This is a genomic window from Phycicoccus sp. Root563, assembly GCF_001427915.1.
GTDB lineage: Bacteria > Actinomycetota > Actinomycetes > Actinomycetales > Dermatophilaceae > Pedococcus.
The window spans coordinates 1325689-1342224 of record NZ_LMGM01000001.1; the positions used below are offsets into that span (position 1 = coordinate 1325689).

The following is a 16536-nucleotide window of genomic DNA, read 5'->3' on the forward strand; positions in this document are numbered from 1 at the left end:
GTTTCCACGCAGTGAGACACCTCTGGACGTCCGCCCCCGACGTGCGCCCTAGGGTGTGCCGGTGCTCCCCGACGGCTACGCCTTGCGTCCCCTGACGATCGACGACGCCGCCGCCCTCGCGGCTGCGGCAGTGCGCAATCTCGACCACCTGCGCCCGTGGGAGCCGGTCCGTGCCGACTCGTTCTTCACCGAGGAGGGCCAGCGTGAGGTGGTTCAGGGGCGGCTGCGCCAGGTCGAGCTCGGCCTGTACGACTGCTCGGTGCTGTGGCACGGCGACGAGGTCGTCGGCGCCGCCAACCTGCAGAACATCGTCCGCGGCGCCATGCAGGGCGCTGACGTCGGTTACTGGGTCGACCACCAACACCTGCGCCGCGGGCTCGCCGTCGCTGCGCTCGACCACCTCGTGCAGCGGGCCCACGCCCTCGGGCTGCACCGGCTCGGGGCCAGCACCATGGTCGCGAACGTCCCCTCCCAGGGGGTTCTGCGCCGGTGCGGGTTCGAGGAGTGCGGCCGGATCCCCGACTTCCTCTTCCTCGACGGGGCCTGGCGCACCAGCCTGTTGTTCAACCTCGTCCTGCACGACGGCCCACCGCGCGCCTGACCGCGCCTGACTGACGGGACCCGGCCGGTCAGTCGACGAGGTCGACCACGCTGACCTCGGCCCCGATCTCGGAGACGATGGCGGCGAGCACGTCCGCGGGGATGGCGCTGTCGACGGTGAGGGCCACCAGGGCCTGGCCGCCCTTCTCGTTGCGCGCCACCTGCATGCCCGCGATGTTGACCTGTGCGTCGCCGAGGAGGCGGCCGACCGTGCCGATGACACCGGGACGGTCGACATAGGTGAAGAACGCGAGGTGCTCGGTGAGCGGCACCTCCAGGTCGAAGCCGTTGACCCCGACGATCTTCTCGATCAGGCGCGGACCCGTGAGGGTGCCCGCGACGCTGACGGTGGTGCCGTCGGCGAGCGTGCCGTGCAGGGTCGTGACGTTGCGGAAGTCCTGCGTCGACGGGTCGGTGAGCAGGCGCACCTCACACCCGCGCTGCTCGGCGAGCAGCGGGGCGTTGACGTACGTCACCGGGTCCTCGGTCACGTCGGTGAACAGGCCCTTGAGCGCGGCGAGCTTCCAGATGGACACGTCGTGGGCGGTGATCTCGCCCTTGACGTCGACGTCGAGCTGCACGGGGACGGAGCCGGCCAGCGCGGTGAAGATGCGGCCGAGCTTCTCGACGAGCGCGATCCCCGGACGCACCTCCTCGGGCACGACACCACTGGACACGTTGACCGCGTCGGGGACGAGGTCGCCACCGAGGGCTAGACGCACGGACCTGGCCACCGACACGCCGGCCTTCTCCTGGGCCTCGTCGGTGGACGCCCCGAGGTGCGGCGTCACGACGACGGACTCGAACTCGAACAACGGGCTCTCGGTGGTCGGCTCGGTCGCGAAGACGTCGATGCCGGCACCGGCCACCCGCCCCTCGCGCAGCGCCTCGGCAAGTGCCTCCTCGTCGACGATCCCGCCGCGGGCGGCGTTGATGATCCGCACCGAGGGCTTGACCTTGGTCAGTGCCTCCTTGCCGATGAGCCCGAGGGTCTCGGGGCTCTTGGGCAGGTGCACCGTGATGAAGTCGCTGTGCTCCAGCAGCTCGTCCAGGGTGACGAGCTGGGCGCCGAGCTGGCCGGCGCGCTGCGCGGAGACGTACGGGTCGTAGGCCAGGATCTCCATGCCGAAGCCCTTGAGGCGCTCGGCGACGAGCTGGCCGATCCGCCCGAACCCGACCACGCCGACCTTCTTGTCGAGCAGCTCCACACCGCCGTACTTGCTGCGCTTCCACGCACCGGCCTTGAGGGCCTGGTTGGCGGGGGCGATGTTGCGGGCGGTCGCGAGGAGCAGGCCGACGGCGAGCTCGGCGGCGGAGGTGATGTTGGACGTCGGGGCGTTCACGACCATGACGCCGGCCCTCGTCGCGGCGGGGACGTCCACGTTGTCGAGGCCGACGCCCGCGCGGGCGATCACCTTGAGCTTCTTCGCCGCGGAGATGGCCTCGGCGTCCATCTTCGTCGCGGACCTGATCAGCACGGCGTCGACGTCGGCGAGCGCGGGGAGCAGGGCCTCCCGGGAGGCGCCGTCGACCGTCCGGACCTCGAAGTCGGGACCGAGGGCGTCGATGGTGGCGGGCGAGAGTTCCTCTGCGATCAGGACGATCGGCTTGCTCACAGGTCAGTCCTCTGGGGGTCGAAAGGGCGCGGACCGGGGGTCGCGGCACCGCGCTGTGCCGCCGCACAGCATACGGCGGCGTTCAGCATGTGGATGGACCAACTCGACATGTGACACGACAGCGAAACGGTGGTCGCTCGGCGACCCGGGGAAACGGTCCCCTGTCGCCGAGCAACCACCGTTCTGCGGTCGGGTCGTCCGGTCGTGCGGTGCTGCTCGCGTCAGCGCGCGGCGGACCCCTCGACGTAGTCGTTGTCCGAGTCCTTGATCCAGGACATCAGCTTGCGCAGGTCCTTGCCGGTGGACTCGATCGGGTGCTGGGCGCCCTTCTGGCGCAGGGCCTTGAACTCCGGGGCGCCGGCGTCCTGGTCCTCGATGAACCGCTTGGCGAACGCGCCGTTCTTGATGTCGGCGAGGACCGCGGCCATGTTCTCCTTGACGCGGGGGTCGATGACCCGCGGCCCGGAGACGTAGTCGCCGTACTCGGCGGTGTCGGAGACCGACCAGCGCTGCTTGGCGATGCCGCCCTCGACCATGAGGTCGACGATGAGCTTGAGCTCGTGGAGCACCTCGAAGTAGGCGATCTCGGGCTGGTAGCCGGCCTCGGTCAGGGTCTCGAAGCCGTACTGCACGAGCTGGCTCGCGCCACCGCAGAGGACGGCCTGCTCGCCGAACAGGTCGGTCTCGGTCTCCTCGGTGAACGTGGTCCTGATGCCGCCGGCGCGCAGGCCACCGAGGGCCTTGGCGTACGACTGCGCGAGGTCCCAGGCGGTGCCGGACGGGTCCTGCTCGACGGCCAGCAGGACGGGCACGCCACGGCCGTCGACGTACTCGCGACGGACGAGGTGGCCGGGTCCCTTGGGGGCGACCATGAGGACGTCGGAGGTCGCCTCGGGCTGGATGTAGTCGAACCGGATGTTGAAGCCGTGCCCGAACAGCAGCGCGGCGCCCTCCTTGAGGTTCGGCTTGATGTCGTTGGCGTAGACCGTCCGCTGCACCTGGTCGGGCGTGAGGATGACGACGAGGTCGGCCTCCTTGACCGCCTCGGCGACGGTCTTCACGGTGAGGCCCTCGGCCTCGGCCTTGGCACGGCTCTTGCTGCCCTCGGCGAGACCGACGCGGACGTCGACCCCGGAGTCGCGCAGGTTCAGCGCGTGGGCGTGCCCCTGGCTGCCGTAGCCGATGACGGCCACCTTCTTGCCCTGGATCACACTCAGGTCAGCGTCGTCGTCGTAGAACATCTGGGCCACGGTGGCCACTCCTTCGGTTGGGATCTGCTGGGTTCGGTTCGGGTTCGTGCTGGTTCAGCCGGTGGTCGCGTATGGCGCGTGCCCCCGGGGGTGCGGAAGGTCAGGCGCTTCGGAGAGCGCGGTCGGTGATCGAGCGCGAGCCGCGTCCGATCGCCACCATGCCCGACTGCACGAGCTCCTTGACCCCGAAGGGCTCGAGGACCTCGAGGAACGCCGCCAGCTTGTCGCGGTTGCCGGTGACCTCGATGGTCAGCGTGTCACTGGCCACGTCGACGACCTTGGCACGGAACAGCTGCACGGTCTCGAGGACGTGGCTGCGGCTGTGCAGGTCGGTGCGCACCTTGACGAGCAGGATCTCGCGCTGCACCGAGGCGGTCGGCTCGAGCTCGACGACCTTGAGCACCTCGACGAGCTTGTTGAGCTGCTTGGTCACCTGCTCGAGCGGGAGGGCGTCGACGTCGACCACGACGGTCATCCGCGAGATCTCGGGGTGCTCGGTGGGACCCACGGCGAGCGAGTCGATGTTGAAGCCCCGCCTCGAGAACAGTGCCGCGATGCGTGCCAGCACGCCGGGCTTGTTCTCGACGAGGACCGAGAGGGTGTGCTTGCTCATGGCGCTCACTTCCCGTCCGCGCTCTCGGCGCCGGTCGTCTCGGAGTTGTCGGCGTCCTCGGGCTGTGCGGTCGCCTCGTCCTCTTCGCGGTCCCACTGGGGGGCGGTGTCCTTGGCGACCTGGATCGCGTCGTTGCTCACCCCGGCCGGCACCATCGGCCAGACCATCGCGTCCCGGTGGACCACGAAGTCCACGACGACGGGGCGGTCGTTGATCTCCATCGCGGCCTTGATCGTCGCGTCGATGTCCTCCGGTCGCTCGCAGCGCAGACCGGCGCAGCCGTAGGCGTCGGCGAGCTTGACGAAGTCGGGGATCCGGCTGCCGACCGACGTGTGCAGGTCGGTGTTGGAGTACCGCTGGTTGTAGAACAGCGACTGCCACTGGCGGACCATGCCGAGGCTGCTGTTGTTGATGATCGCGACCTTGATCGGGATGTTGTTGATGACGCAGGTGGCCAGCTCCTGGTTGGTCATCTGGAAGCACCCGTCGCCGTCGATGGCCCACACGGTGCGGTCGGGCTGGGCGACCTTCGCGCCCATGGCGGCCGGCACGGCATACCCCATGGTCCCGAGCCCGCCGGAGTTGAGCCAGGCGTTCGGGCGCTCGTACTGGACGAACTGGGCGGCCCACATCTGGTGCTGGCCGACGCCGGCGACGTACACGGCCTCGGGACCGGCGATGGCGCCGATGCGCTCGATGACGTGCTGCGGGGAGACCGCCTCGCCGCCCTCGGGTGTGGTGTACCCGAGCGGGAAGTCCGCCTTCCAGCCGGCCGTCTGACCACGCCAGGCGGCGTAGTCACCGGACTTGCCGGCCGCGATGTCGGCGGCGACCGCGGTGTGCAGGTCCGCGATGACCTCGAGCACGTCACCGACGATCGGGACGTCGGCGGTGCGGTTCTTGGAGATCTCGGCCGGGTCGATGTCGGCGTGGATGACCTTGGCACCCGTGGCGAAGGTCGACAGCTGACCGGTGACCCGGTCGTCGAACCGCGCGCCCAGGGTGATGAGCAGGTCGGACTTCTGCAGGGCGGTGACCGCTGCGACGGATCCGTGCATGCCCGGCATCCCCAGGTGCAGCGGGTGGCTGTCGGCGACGGCGCCCCTGGCCATGAGGGTCGTGACCACGGGGATCTGCGTCAGCTCGACGAACTCGCGCAGCGCGTCGGACGCGTTGCCCCGGATGACGCCGCCACCGACGTAGAACACCGGCCGCTTGGCCGCCGCGATCAGGCGTGCGGCCTCACGGATCTGCTTGGTGTGCGGACGCGCCACCGGGCGGTAGCCCGGCAGGTCGAACTTCGGGGGCCAGCTGAAGGTGGTGCGGGCCTGGAGTGCGTCCTTGGAGATGTCGACGAGCACCGGTCCGGGTCGGCCCGTCGAGGCGATGTGGAAGGCCTCGGCGATGACGCGCGGGATCTGCGACGCGTCGGTGACGAGGTAGTTGTGCTTGGTGATCGGCATCGTGATGCCGCGGATGTCGGCCTCCTGGAAGGCATCGGTGCCGATCGACGCCGAGCTCACCTGGCCGGTGATGGCGACGATCGGGACCGAGTCCATGTAGGCGTCGGCGATCGCGGTGACGAGGTTCGTGGCGCCGGGCCCGGACGTCGCCATGCAGACGCCGACCTTGCCCGTCGCACTCGCGTAGCCCTCGGCAGCGTGGCCGGCGCCCTGCTCGTGGCGCACGAGGATGTGGCGGACCTTGACCGAGTCGAGCAGCGGGTCGTACGCGGGCAGGATCGCCCCGCCCGGGATGCCGAACACGGTGTCGACGTCGACGGCCTCGAGCGAGAGCACGAGGCTCTGGGCACCGGTGACCTCGATGGGCGTCTTCGCCCGGGCCTCCTGCTGGGCCTGCTGGGCCTTCTGGGCCACCTGGGACGGGCTCGGGGCCGGCGTCGTCCTCGTGTCGCTCACGTCTCTACCGCTTTCGGTTGCGTATCTCGCTCAACTGGATCTGCTCACAAAAAAACCCTCCAGTCCCGGTGCGGGACAACGGAGGGCAGCGCGCTGGCTCTGATCGGTCAGGGCCGGCGCGCTAGGGAAGTACGAGAATTCGTGCCACACGAGCACTCTCCCCCCGGCGGCCCGGCAGTGTCAACGAGCGAGACGACCGGTCTCGCGATCCGGACCTGTCGTCTCAGTCACAGACCCACTCCGCGCCATACCCACCACGACGGACGGGTATGGCGCGGGGTCGGCTCAGCCGCAGACGGCGCCGCCGCTGGCGCTGCCCACGAGCTTGCGGTACTTCGCCAGGACGCCCCGCGGGTACTTGGCGGGGGGCGGCTCGAAGCCCTCGGCGCGGCGGGCCAGCTCGGCTTCGTCGACGTGCACGTCGAGCCGGCCGTTGGCGACGTCGAGGGTGATCTTGTCGCCGTCGCGGACGAACGCGATCGGCCCGGCGTCGACCGCCTCCGGCGCCACGTGCCCGACGCAGAGGCCGGTGGTGCCGCCGGAGAACCGGCCGTCGGTGAGGAGCAGGACGTCCTTGCCGAGGCCGGCACCCTTGATGGCACCGGTCACGGCGAGCATCTCGCGCATCCCGGGCCCACCCTTGGGTCCCTCGTAGCGGATGACCACGACGTCGCCGGCCTTGAGCGTCCCCTGCTCGACGGCGTCCATGGCGGCGCGCTCACCGTCGAAGACGCGAGCAGTCCCCTCGAAGACGTCGGAGTCGAACCCGGCCGACTTGACGACAGCACCCTCGGGGGCGAGCGTCCCCTTGAGGATGGTGATCCCACCGGTCTTGTGGATCGGCTCCTTCATGGCGCGCACGACCTTCCCGTCGACGTCCGGCGGCGCGATGTGGGCGAGGTTCTCGGCCATCGTCTTCCCGGTGACGGTCAGGCAGTCGCCGTGCAGCAGGCCGGCGTCGAGCAGCGCGCGCATGACGACGGGCACTCCCCCGACGCGGTCGATGTCGGTCATGACGTACTGCCCGAACGGCTTCACGTCGGCCAGGTGGGGCACCTTGGACCCGATGCGCTCGAAGTCGTCGAGGGTCAGGTCGACCTCCGCCTCGTTGGCGATCGCCAGCAGGTGCAGGACGGCGTTGGTCGAGCCACCGAAGGCCATGACGACGGCGATGGCGTTCTCGAACGCCTCCTTGGTCATGATGTCGCGCGCGGTGATGCCGCGGCGGAGCAGCTCGACGACGGCCTCACCGGACTTGCGGGCGAACCCGTCACGGCGGCGGTCGGTGGCCGGCGGTGCGGCCGACCCCGGGAGGGACATCCCGATCGCCTCGGCGACGGAGGCCATGGTGTTGGCGGTGTACATGCCGCCGCAGGCACCCTCGCCCGGGCAGATGGCCCGCTCGATGGCATCGACGTCGGCGCGTGACATCAGCCCCGCGGCGCACGCGCCCACGGCCTCGAACGCGTCGATGATGGTCACCGTCTTCTCGGAGCCGTCCGAGAGCTTGGCGATCCCGGGCAGGATCGAGCCGGCGTAGAGGAACACCGAGCTGAGGTCGAGGCGGGCCGCGGCCATGAGCATCCCCGGCAGCGACTTGTCGCACCCGGCGAGCAGCACGGACCCGTCGAGGCGCTCCGCATTCATCACGGTCTCAACGGAATCCGCGATGATCTCGCGGCTGACGAGGGAGAAGTGCATGCCCTCGTGGCCCATCGAGATGCCGTCGCTCACCGAGATCGTGCCGAACTCGAGCGGGTACCCGCCTGCCGAGTGCACCCCGTCCTTGACGGCCTTGGCGAGGCGGTCGAGCGACAGGTTGCAGGGGGTGATCTCGTTCCACGAGCTGGCCACCCCGATCTGCGGCTTCACCCAGTCGTCGTCGCCCATGCCCACCGCGCGGAGCATGCCCCGGGCCGCGGTCTTCTCGATGCCGTCGGTGACGTCGCGGCTGCGCGGCTTGATGTCGACGCCGTTGGTGGTGGGCTCGGTGGTCGTCATGGGGGCAGTCTAGGACCGGGGTCCAGCACGTGGGACGCGGGTCTCACGGTGCGAGTCACCTACCCGCACAGCGGGTATGCCGCCTCCTGCACCGCGGGTGCGCCGGGCCCCGACCGGCGGTCGCGGCATACCTCAGCCGCGGGCGACGTGGCAGCGCTCGAGCTCGGCGGCGCCGAAACCCAGCCCGTCCCAGGGACCGGCATAGCGGAGCACCGCCACGGTCGACGTCGGGAACCCGGCAGCGAGGCAGTCGTGCGCCTGCAGCGACCCGTTCCCCTCGGCGAGCCCGCTGGCGAGCGCCGCCATCGTCGGGTTGTGCCCGACGACGAGCACGACCTGGGCCTCCCCCGCCGACTCGCGGACCGTGCGCAGCACGGCGTCCGAACCCCCGGTGTACACAGAGGAGTCGTACTCGACCGTCTCGCCGCACGCACCGCCGCTCTCGGCCTCTGCCCAGGTCTGGCGCGTCCTGGCCGACGTCGAGCAGAGCACCAGCTCCGGACCGAGGCCGTGCTCGTGCAGCCAGGCTCCGGCTGCACGCGCGTCCCGCCGTCCCCGTGCGGTGAGCTCACGGTCGTGATCGGGCTTACCGAGGCCCTCCTCGGCCTTCGCATGCCGGAAGAGGATCAGGACCTTGTCATCGCTGGCCAGGGTCATACCCCGAGCATGGCCCTGTCCGTGGCGATCAGCCAGTCTTGACAGCCGGGCGCCGACGGGGTTCGGGGGCCGTGGGACGTCGGCTCAGATCGCCAGCTCCGGCTTGATCCGCAGGGCCGTCCACCGGCCGGCACGACGCGCCGCCGAGGTGGACACGAGGAACGCTCCGAGGAGCCATGCGGCCAGGACCGCGAGGTCCAGACCGAGGTGGTCCAGCGAGCCGCCGTACATGAGCCGGCGGACCCCGTCGACGGCGTAGGACATCGGCAGCACGTGGTGCAACGGGTGCAGGGGTGCGGGCAGCGTCTGCCAGGGGAACGTGCCGCCCGCACTGACCAGCTGGACCACCATGAGGACCAGGCCGAGGAACTTGCCGGGGGCTCCGAACCGCGCCGCCAGGGCGTGCAGCACCATGACGAACGTCGCCGACACCGCCCCCATGAAGGCGAGCAGGGCCACCGGGTGGGCGACGTCGATGCCGACGGCGAGCCGCACGACGGTGAAGACCAGGACGGCCTGCACGAGCCCCAGGGCAGCCGGGGCCAACCACCCGCCGAGCGCGGTGCGCCAGCTGGGCTGCCCCGTCGCTAGAGACCGGGAGGACAGGGGGTTGAGCAGGAGGAAGAGGACGTAGGCCCCGATCCACAGCGACAGGCTGAGGAAGAAGGGGGCGAGCCCGGCACCGTAGGTGTTCGCGGACGCGAGGGAGCTTCCCTGCACCCCGACGGGATTGCCGAGGGTCTGCGCCACGGCCTTGCGCTGGTCGGCGCTGGGGTCCGGGATGGAGCGCAGCCCCTTGGCCAATCCGTCGTGCAGCTGCGTGGCCCCGTCCGAGAGTCGGTCCACCCCATCGGCCAGCTGGTGGGCACCCGAGTCGAGCCGGTTCGTCCCGTCGACGGCGTCCTGCTCCCCTGCCGAGAGACGAGCGGCGCCCGACGCCAGCGACCGGTTGCCCGAGGCCAGGTCGCTCGCGCCTGCGGCGAGGGTGCTGCCCCCCGTGGCCGCATCGTGGATGCCCGCGTGGAGCGGACCTGCCGCCGCGGCGAGCCTCGACGCGCCGTCGGCCACCTGGCCGGCACCGGCGGCGAGCCGGTCGAGCTGTCCCGACGCCGTCTGCACCTGCGAGTTCGCGTCGGAGACGGGACCGCTGAGCTGGCCCGCGGCATCGAGGACGGCCTGGACCTGGTCGTCGGTGAACCCGCCGGCCCGCAGCCGGTCCGCGAGGTCGCCCCGGGCGGACGTCAGCGAGGTCACGAGGTCCTGCGACGCCGTGGCGACGCGCTGGCCGGCGGCGGCGACCTTCGCGTTGCCGTCGGCCACCTGCTGCGCGCCGGCGGCGAGCTTCTTCGTGTCGGCGGGGAGGCTCTTGGTCCGGTCGTCGAGGGTCCCCAGGCCCTCGCTGAGACGGGTTGCCCCGGTCGACAGCCGCTCCGCGCCGTTCGCCGCCCTCGTCGCACCGGACGACAGCTCCTTCGAGCCGGCGAGGAGCTGCTGCTGGCCCGCCGCGAGCTGGTCGGCCCCTGCGGCGAGCTGGTGCACGCCCGCCTTCGCGTCCGACAGGCCCTTGGCGAGCCGGCCCGCGCCGTCGACCGCGTCCGAGACCTTGTCGTGGATGGTGCCGAACCCGACCAGGAGCTGGTTGGCCGCCGTCGAGCTCACCTGCGAGGCAACGGTTTTCGTGACCTGGGCGACGACCTGGTTGGCGATCGTGCGGGCCAGGTAGTTGTTCGCGTCGTTGGTGACCACCCGGAGCTGGGCCTGCCGCGGCGTGAACTCCGCACTCGAGGCGAGGTCTGCGGAGAAGTCGCGGGGCACGACCAGCGCGAAGTCGTAGGTCCCGTCGTCGACCCCGGCCTCGGCACCAGCCCGCGAGACCCGGTGCCAGTCGAAGCTGTGGGAGTCGAGCAGCTCGGTCGCGACCCGGTCGCCCACCTGCAACCGCTCGCCGTTGGCCAGGGTCGCGCCTGCGTCCTCGACGACGACTGCCGCCGGCACACGGTCGAGGGCGCCGTACGGGTCCTTGTTGGCGTACAGGTACAGCCCACCGTAGAGCGTCGGCACGAGGACCAGGGCGGCCAGCGCAGCTCGCGGCAGCCGTCCGGCCGTGATGCGGCGCAGCTCGGTGAGGGCGAGGCGAAGGGCGGTCATGCGGCCACCCCCAGCTCGTAGGTGGCGGGCAGGGCGAGCTGACGGGCGGTCCCGTGGGTCACCTGCACGACGACCGTGAGGCCCTCGGCGGCGAGGCGCTCCGCCGCGGCATACCAGTCGGTCGGGTCTCCCCCGAGGCGGTCGGGGGCGGCCACGACGAGCACACGCGTGGCGGCCCGCGACGCGGCCACGCGCATGAGCAGCGTGGTGCGCGTGGATGGCGGCAGGCTCTCGAAGCGTTCGCCCTGGTCCTCCACCCCGTGCCCGGCGAGGAACGCCCGCGTGGCCGCCCTGCTGGCGGGGCGTCCCGCCAGCGCGAGCTGCTCGGCGACGGCGGCCCGGACGCTGAGCGCGCCCTCGGGCGCGGTCACGTCGGGGACGTCGACGAGTGCGACGTGCCGTCGACGGAGCGCTTCCGACGCGTCACCGTCCACGGTGACGACTCCGTCCATCAGCGGCGCTCGGCCACCGAGGGCCAGCGCCAGCGCGACGTGGCCGTAGCCGGGGTCGCCCGCGACCAGGGTGACGCGCCCGGGACCGGCCGTCAGGCTCGTGGGCAGCAGCAGCGGGCCGTGCAGGCCCGCGACACTGACGTGGTCGGCGATGAGTTCCATGCGATCTGCCTGTCCGGTGGTCGACACGAGGTGCCGGCCCCTCTCGATACACAACTGTATTCAATACAGGAGTGTATGCTCCGGGGCGTGCCCGAAGCCAGCCCAGCCGCCGTGAGCCCCGCCACGTCCACCGCCCCCCGGACCGCTCGTCGCGAGGCGACCCGGGGCCGCCTGCTCGCTGCCGCCGAGGAGGTCTTCGCCGAGCGCGGCTTCCACGGCGCCAGCGTCGAGGACCTGTGCGAGCGGGCGCACTTCACCCGGGGCGCGTTCTACTCGAACTTCGCCTCCAAGGACGAGCTGGTCCTCGAGCTCTACGCCGCCCACGCGTCGGCGCTGCGGCAGCGCATCGCCGAGGTCGCCGAGCGACCCGGCCTGTCGCTCGAGCAGGTGCTCGAGGCGGTGTTCGACGTGTGGACCGACGACCCCGAGTCACGTCGTCGCTGGCACCTGCTCACCAGTGAGTTCGCCCTGCACGCCCTGCGGGACGAGGAGGCCCGCGCGGCCTGGGCCGGCGCCCAGGCCGCGATCCGCGACGAGCTCGTCGCCCTCGTCGACAGGATCGCCGCCGCCCAGGGGCTGCACCCCGCCGTGTCGACGACGGACCTCGTGCGCCTCATCAGCCTCGTCTTCCAGGGCGGGCTGGGCCAGCACCTCCTCGACCCGGGGTCCGTGCCGGCGGGCTCGCTCGAACGAGAGTTCCTCCCCCTGCTCATCCGGGCGGCGACGAGCAGGGATCCTCGAGCCGACCGCTAGCCTCGCCCCCATGGACCAGGTGCCCGCGATCGTCGACGTACCGGCAGCCGCCCCGACCGACCGGGCCTGGCTCGACGAGGCGGTGCGACGCATCCAGGCCGATGCCAACCGCAGCGCCGACACCCACCTCGTGCACGTCCCCGTCCCCGGGCTGCCGGACGTCGACATCTACCTCAAGGACGAGTCGACCCACCCCACGGGAAGCCTCAAGCACCGGCTCGCCCGGTCGCTGTTCCTCTACGCCCTCTGCAACGGCGAGCTCCGCGAGGGGACCACCGTCATCGAGGCCTCGAGCGGCTCCACCGCCGTGAGCGAGGCGTACTTCGCCCGGATGCTCGAGCTCCCCTTCATCGCCGTCATGGCGCGGACCACCAGCGCGGAGAAGATCGCCCTCATCGAGCGGGAGGGCGGGCAGTGCCACCTCGTCGACGACGCCGGCGAGGTCTACGACGTCGCCCGCCGGCTCGCGGTCGAGCGCGGTGGCCACTACCTCGACCAGTTCACCTTCGCCGAGCGGGCCACGGACTGGCGAGGCAACAACAACATCGCCGAGTCCGTCTTCGAGCAGATGTCGCTCGAGCGGCACCCGGTCCCCCGCTGGGTCGTCGTCGGGGCCGGGACCGGCGGCACGAGCGCCACCATCGGCCGCTACGTGCGCTACCGCGGGCTCGCCAGCCAGGTCTGCGTCGTCGACCCCGAGCGGTCGGCGTTCCTGCCCGCGTTCCGGGGCGACCACGCCGGAGTGGCCGCCGCCTGCGGCTCACGCATCGAGGGCATCGGGCGTCCGCGGGTCGAGCCCAGCTTCGTCCCGAACGTCGTCGACCGCATGATGCTCGTCCCCGACGCCGCGTCAGTCGCTTCCATGCGCTTCCTCAACGAACGCACCGGCCGACGGGCCGGCGCCTCCACGGGCACCAACCTCTACGGCGTGCTGCGGCTCGCCTGCGAGCTCTCGGCCCGGGGCGAGCGCGGCAGCATCGTCTCGCTCCTGTGCGACGGTGCCGAGCGGTATGCCGCGACGTACAACGACGACGCGTGGCTCGCCTCCGCCGGGCTGGACCTCGCGCCCTACACGGCCGTCCTGCGGCGCGCGTGGGACGACGGCGTCTGGACCGGCTGACCGCGACCCGACCGCGGACCCTGACCGTCGTCTCCGCGCGGCCCGGGTCAGCCACCGGACACGGCGTTGATGACGTGCACCGTCGCCTGCGGACCGACCTCGGTGCGGACGCCCTCGGCCCGCTTGGCGTCCTCACCGTCGACGAACACGTTGACGTGCCGGCGGATCTCGCCGCGCTCGTCACGGATCCGGGAGGCGAGGATCGGCCACGGCTCGAAGGCCAGGTCGAGGACGTCGGCCAGCGGGGCCGGCCCCTCGAGCTCGACCGGGAGCTCGGCCGCCCCGTCCGCCAGGTCGCGCAGCAGCCCCGGCAGCACGACGCGGGCCGTCACGGGAGGGTCACCGCCCGGACGCACAGGACGTCGGGCAGCTGCTCGACGATGCGGGTGAAGGACTCCCCTCCGTCGAGGGTGGCGTAGACCTCGCCGTTGCGCGTGCCGACGTAGAGGCCCGGCTCCTCATGCGTGTCGGTCCCGGCGGCGTCGCGCAGCACGTTGGTGTAGCTCGGCTTCGGCAGGCCTGCGTCCTGGGTGTGCCATGTCGCGCCGGCGTCGTCGGTGCGCTGCAGCTGCAGGGTCGCGCCGGGCGGGATGCGCTCGCCGTCGGAGGCGATGGGGACGAGCCACACGCTGTCACCGCGGGCGGGGTTGGACACCGCCGTCATCCCGAAGTTGGTGGGGAGGCCGGCCTCGATCGAGGTCCACGTGACACCGTCGTCGTCGGAGCGGTAGACGCCCCTGTGGTTCTGCGCGTAGAGGCGGGTCGGGGTCGCGCTGTCGCGTGCGACCTTGTGGACGCACTGCCCGAACTCCGGCCACTCGTCGTGCGGCTGGAAATAGGCGTGGATGCCGGTGTTGCCGGGCGTCCACGAGCGGCCGCCGTCGCGGGTGTTGTAGACCCCGCCGGTGCTCATCGCGACGAGCATCGAGTCGGCGTCGACGGGGCTCGGCAGCACCGTGTGGATCGCGCCGCCCCCGAACCCCTCCCCCCACTCGGGCCGGTGCGGGTGCTCCCAGAGCCCGCGGTTCAGCTCGAACGTCTCGCCGCCGTCCTCGCTGCGCCACAGGCCCTGCGGTTCGGTGCCCGCCCACACGACCTGCGGGTCGTGCGGGTCGGCGACGAGCTGCCACGTGGCCTTGAGCGCGGTGTCGGTGTCCTCCGGGAATCGGATCGACCCCTCAGGGTGCTCGACCCACGTGGCGCCCAGGTCGTCGGAGTGCTGCAGCGACGGACCCCAGTGCGAGGAACGGAAGCCGACGACGAGCCGGGGCGTCGCGCGGCGGGTGTCGAACAGGAGCGAGAGCACCTCGCTCATGAGGAAGTGGGGGCCGTCGACCTGCCACGTCCGGCGGTCCTCGCTGCGGGCGAGCCACAGCCCCTTGCGTGTCCCGATGCCCACGATCGTCTGTGTCATGACCCCATGGTGGCACCGCCCGGTGTCAGTGTGACCGCCCATCATGGGACGAGTTCGCGACACGTGGAGGAGGACGGGTGACCGGACCACAGGCCGGCGGGCTGGTGTTCGAGGACGACTTCGACGGCGACACCGCGGACGCGCTCGACCGTTCTCGGTGGCTGCCGCACTACCTCCCGCAGTGGAGCTCGCGGGCCGCCTCCGCGGCGACCTGGCAGGTGCGTGACTCCTGCCTCCACCTGAGCGTGCCGCCGCACCAGGGTCTGTGGTGCCCGGAGGTCCAGGACGACCCGCCCCTGCGCGTCTCCGGGGTCCAGTCCGGCGTCTTCTCGGGACCGGTGGGCAGCCGGGTCGGCCAGCAGCCGGTCGACGAGCGCAGCGTCGTCCGGGAGGTGCAGGAGCCGTGGTGGGGTTGGACCCCGCACCTCGGCCGGCTCGAGCTGAGGGGGCGGATGTCGCTGAGCCCGCGGTCGATGGCCGCCTGGTGGTTCGTCGGCCTCGAGGACTCCCCCGAGCGCTGCGGTGAGCTGTGCGTCATGGAGGTGTTCGGCCGCTCGGTGGCCGGCGCCTCGGCCGAGGTCGGCATGGGGGTTCACGCCTTCCGCGACCCGGCCCTGCGCGAGGACTGGGAGGCGCCGCGCCTCGACCTCGATGTCAGCGACTTCCACGTGTATGCCGTCGACTGGCGCCCCGGGTCAGCGGACTTCCTCGTCGACGGGGAAGTGGTCCGCACGACGACCGTCTCGCCCGACTACCCCGTCCAGAGCATGCTCGCCGTGTTCGACTTCCCGACGTGGGCGACGTCCGGTGACGAGCAGGAGGCGGTCCACGTCCCTGAGCTCGTCGTGGACTGGGTGCGTGGCTACGCCCCCTGAACCGACCCCCGGACGAGGTTGCTCAGCGGGCGCCCCGCGGCATACGCGCCGAGCTGCTCGCGCAGGAGGCGCACGGCGCGCGGCTTGAAGGCGGTGGACGCACCACCGACGTGCGGGGTGATGAGCACGCCGGGTGCCGACCACAGGGGGTGGCCCGCGGGGAGCGGCTCGGGATCGGTGACGTCGAGCGCCGCCCGCAACCGACCGGCCTCGAGGTGCTTGACGAGGGCATCGGTGTCCACGACCCCGCCCCGCGCCACGTTGACGAGCAGGGCGCCGTCCGGCATCGCCGACAGGAACGCGTCGTCCACGAGGCCGGCCGTGGCCTCGCCGAGCGGGACGATGACCACGACGACGTCGTGCTCGGGCAGCAGGCCCGGGAGCTCGTCCACGCCGTGCACGGAGCGCACCAGCTCGTCACCTGCGCGCGCCCTGCTCGCGACCGCGGTGAGGTCGACCTCGAATGGCGTGAACCTCGCCGCGATGGCCCGCCCGATCGAGCCGTACCCCAGGATCAGGACGCGCTTGTCCGCCAGTGCCGGGTGGATCGAGCCCGGGAGCCACCGCCCCTCCTGCTGCGCCGCGTGGAAGTCGGGGAAGTCGCGCAGGGCCGCCAGCGTCAGGGCCAGGGCCAGCTCGGCGGTCGAGGCGTCGTGGACCCCGGCGGCGTTCGCCAGGGCCACGCCCTCGGGCAGGACGGCCGCGATGTCCTCGTACCCGGCGGTCAGGGTCTGCACGAGCTCGACCGAGGGCGCGTGGCGGATGTTGGGCAGCAGCGGACCTGCACCCATGTAGGGCGGCACGACGACCCTGACCTCGTCGGCCCGCTCCGGGGGACCGGTCATGTCCCACACCGCGAGCTCGAGCCCGGGGACCGGCCCGACCGCGTCGATCCAGTCCTGCCCAGGCAGCGTCACGAGCGTCATGGCCCCACGCTAACCCGCGGCCCGTCCCTG

At 71.7% G+C, this 16536-nt stretch carries 15 protein-coding genes; 4 read left to right on the forward strand and 11 right to left on the reverse strand.

Annotation, left to right across the window (positions count from 1 at the left end; translation table 11 throughout):
• Positions 1–61: 61 nt before the first annotated feature.
• A complete protein-coding gene (locus tag ASD62_RS06220; RefSeq protein WP_056915216.1) occupies positions 62–601 on the forward strand; it encodes a GNAT family N-acetyltransferase in 540 nt (179 codons plus the stop codon).
• A 28-nt stretch (positions 602–629) separates the two neighbouring features.
• Here the strand turns inward: ASD62_RS06220 and serA are convergent, their stop codons facing one another.
• From serA to ASD62_RS06260, 8 genes are all read right to left on the reverse strand, one after another.
• Positions 630–2216 (reverse strand): phosphoglycerate dehydrogenase, encoded by a 1587-nt coding sequence (gene serA / locus ASD62_RS06225; protein WP_056915217.1) that lies wholly within the window; start codon positions 2214–2216, stop codon positions 630–632.
• Between the two features lie 221 nt (positions 2217–2437).
• Complete coding sequence (gene ilvC / locus ASD62_RS06230) at positions 2438–3466, reverse strand: ketol-acid reductoisomerase (protein WP_056915218.1); 1029 nt, start codon at positions 3464–3466, stop codon at positions 2438–2440.
• 100 nt (positions 3467–3566) lie between these two features.
• Complete coding sequence (gene ilvN / locus ASD62_RS06235; RefSeq protein ID WP_056917201.1) at positions 3567–4079, reverse strand: acetolactate synthase small subunit; 513 nt, start codon at positions 4077–4079, stop codon at positions 3567–3569.
• A gap of 5 nt (positions 4080–4084) precedes the next feature.
• A complete protein-coding gene (locus tag ASD62_RS06240) occupies positions 4085–5998 on the reverse strand; it encodes an acetolactate synthase large subunit (protein WP_056915219.1) in 1914 nt (637 codons plus the stop codon).
• A gap of 285 nt (positions 5999–6283) precedes the next feature.
• Positions 6284–7999 (reverse strand): dihydroxy-acid dehydratase, encoded by a 1716-nt coding sequence (gene ilvD / locus ASD62_RS06245; protein ID WP_056915220.1) that lies wholly within the window; start codon positions 7997–7999, stop codon positions 6284–6286.
• A gap of 132 nt (positions 8000–8131) precedes the next feature.
• Positions 8132–8656, reverse strand: a complete 525-nt coding sequence (locus tag ASD62_RS06250; protein WP_056915221.1) for a histidine phosphatase family protein — start codon at positions 8654–8656, stop codon at positions 8132–8134.
• Between the two features lie 84 nt (positions 8657–8740).
• On the reverse strand, positions 8741–10804 hold the full coding sequence (locus ASD62_RS06255) for a YhgE/Pip domain-containing protein (protein WP_056915222.1): 2064 nt from the start codon (positions 10802–10804) through the stop codon (positions 8741–8743).
• Positions 10801–11418, reverse strand: a complete 618-nt coding sequence (locus ASD62_RS06260) for a hypothetical protein (protein WP_056915223.1) — start codon at positions 11416–11418, stop codon at positions 10801–10803. The genes ASD62_RS06255 and ASD62_RS06260 overlap by 4 nt, the downstream gene beginning before the upstream one ends.
• An 87-nt stretch (positions 11419–11505) precedes the next feature.
• Between ASD62_RS06260 and ASD62_RS06265 the strand changes: the two genes are divergently transcribed.
• Positions 11506–12171 carry a TetR/AcrR family transcriptional regulator gene (locus tag ASD62_RS06265; protein WP_235530649.1) on the forward strand — a complete coding sequence of 222 codons (666 nt, stop codon included), beginning with the start codon at positions 11506–11508 and terminating at the stop codon, positions 12169–12171.
• A gap of 10 nt (positions 12172–12181) precedes the next feature.
• Positions 12182–13291, forward strand: coding sequence for a PLP-dependent cysteine synthase family protein (locus ASD62_RS06270; RefSeq protein ID WP_056915224.1), 1110 nt, complete (start codon positions 12182–12184; stop codon positions 13289–13291).
• Positions 13292–13338: 47 nt separating this feature from the next.
• Here ASD62_RS06270 and ASD62_RS06275 read toward each other — a convergent pair whose 3' ends face one another.
• Both ASD62_RS06275 and ASD62_RS06280 read right to left on the reverse strand, forming a co-directional pair.
• Complete coding sequence (locus ASD62_RS06275; RefSeq protein WP_056915225.1) at positions 13339–13623, reverse strand: MoaD/ThiS family protein; 285 nt, start codon at positions 13621–13623, stop codon at positions 13339–13341.
• The gene (locus ASD62_RS06280; protein WP_056915226.1) at positions 13620–14705 is read right to left on the reverse strand and encodes a sialidase family protein; all 1086 of its coding nucleotides are present in this window, start codon (positions 14703–14705) and stop codon (positions 13620–13622) included. The genes ASD62_RS06275 and ASD62_RS06280 overlap by 4 nt, the downstream gene beginning before the upstream one ends.
• Before the next feature lie 77 nt (positions 14706–14782).
• On the opposite strand from ASD62_RS06280, the gene ASD62_RS06285 reads away from it, so the two are divergent.
• Positions 14783–15580 (forward strand): glycoside hydrolase family 16 protein, encoded by a 798-nt coding sequence (locus ASD62_RS06285; RefSeq protein WP_056915227.1) that lies wholly within the window; start codon positions 14783–14785, stop codon positions 15578–15580.
• Here ASD62_RS06285 and ASD62_RS06290 read toward each other — a convergent pair.
• Positions 15568–16506, reverse strand: coding sequence for a 2-hydroxyacid dehydrogenase (locus tag ASD62_RS06290; RefSeq protein WP_056915228.1), 939 nt, complete (start codon positions 16504–16506; stop codon positions 15568–15570). The genes ASD62_RS06285 and ASD62_RS06290 overlap by 13 nt on opposite strands.
• Positions 16507–16536 lie beyond the last annotated feature (30 nt).

Bases quoted from the DNA above. Each gene is read 5' to 3' on its own strand.
- ilvN (WP_056917201.1), bottom strand. From the start codon at position 4,079: ATGAGCAAGCACACCCTCTCGGTCCTCGTCGAGAACAAGCCCGGCGTG.
- ilvD (WP_056915220.1), bottom strand. From the start codon at position 7,999: ATGACGACCACCGAGCCCACCACCAACGGCGTCGACATCAAGCCGCGC.
- ASD62_RS06250 (WP_056915221.1), bottom strand. From the start codon at position 8,656: ATGACCCTGGCCAGCGATGACAAGGTCCTGATCCTCTTCCGGCATGCG.
- ASD62_RS06255 (WP_056915222.1), bottom strand. From the start codon at position 10,804: ATGACCGCCCTTCGCCTCGCCCTCACCGAGCTGCGCCGCATCACGGCC.
- ASD62_RS06260 (WP_056915223.1), bottom strand. From the start codon at position 11,418: ATGGAACTCATCGCCGACCACGTCAGTGTCGCGGGCCTGCACGGCCCG.
- ASD62_RS06270 (WP_056915224.1), top strand. From the start codon at position 12,182: ATGGACCAGGTGCCCGCGATCGTCGACGTACCGGCAGCCGCCCCGACC.
- ASD62_RS06280 (WP_056915226.1), bottom strand. From the start codon at position 14,705: ATGACACAGACGATCGTGGGCATCGGGACACGCAAGGGGCTGTGGCTC.
- ASD62_RS06290 (WP_056915228.1), bottom strand. From the start codon at position 16,506: ATGACGCTCGTGACGCTGCCTGGGCAGGACTGGATCGACGCGGTCGGG.